The organism is Oleiphilus sp. HI0079, from assembly GCF_001635105.1.
On the sequence record NZ_LWFT01001404.1, the window covers coordinates 1 to 845 of the forward strand.

Consider the following 845-nt stretch of genomic DNA (forward strand, 5'->3'; position numbering starts at 1 on the left):
ACGTTGCCACATTTCTATTTGCGCCTGTTCTAGCGCTTCAACACCAAACAAACTTGGCGTTGGATTCAACGCTTCGAAATAACGACAGATCGCCACAGACTCAGAAATGCACGTGCCATCATTCAGCTCCAAAACAGGAATTTTGGCAAACATATTTTTGTCACGAAAATCCGCGTTGCGGTTTTCGCCTTTCTGCAAATCGAGCTCCACAAACTCGACCGAATCAAGCAAGCCTTTCTCGGCTAAAAATAAGCGCACTCGACGCGCGTTCGGAGCAATTTTCTGTTCGTAAATTTTCATTATTATTCCTTATTTGCTGATCGCACTGTTGTTGATAAAGAAAGTGAAGCCGGCTATTTGAGATGCTCTGCATGGAAACGCAGATGCTCTTCGATGAAGCTCGCAATGAAAAAGTAACTGTGGTCATACGTTTCACGCATGTTGACCTGAGAGTAGCCCTTGTTTCTCTTTAAGGCTGCTTGCAGTTGCGTCGTACCAAGCTGTTCTTTGAGAAATTGGTCTTCAGAGCCCTGATCCACCAATATCGGCAAATGACTTTCAACTCGTTCTAGCAACAGAGTTGCGTCATGCTCGGCCCAAGCTTCGGTATCGTCTCCCAGATAGCCAGAAAAAGCTTTCTGACCCCATGGGCTCTCTACAGGATGACAAATCGGACTAAAAGCGGAAATAGAGCGGTAAAGATCTGGATGACGGAGCCCTATGGTCAAGGCACCGTGTCCGCCCATGGAATGCCCCATAATCGCAGCATTACCTTGCATTCCTAGCTGGCCAGTCAGTAGTTCGGGCAACTCATAGACGATATAATCATACATGTGATAATGCTG

General features: G+C 46.4%; 2 protein-coding genes. Both read right to left on the reverse strand.

All coding sequences use genetic code 11. The annotated features are described in order from the left end of the window. Positions 1–300 (reverse strand): glutathione S-transferase N-terminal domain-containing protein (locus tag A3750_RS24185; protein ID WP_197475289.1); only part of this gene is annotated, 300 nt, incomplete at its 3' end. A 53-nt stretch (positions 301–353) separates the two neighbouring features. Further along, on the reverse strand, positions 354–845 hold a 492-nt coding region (locus A3750_RS24190), incomplete at its 5' end, for an alpha/beta hydrolase-fold protein (RefSeq protein ID WP_255374902.1).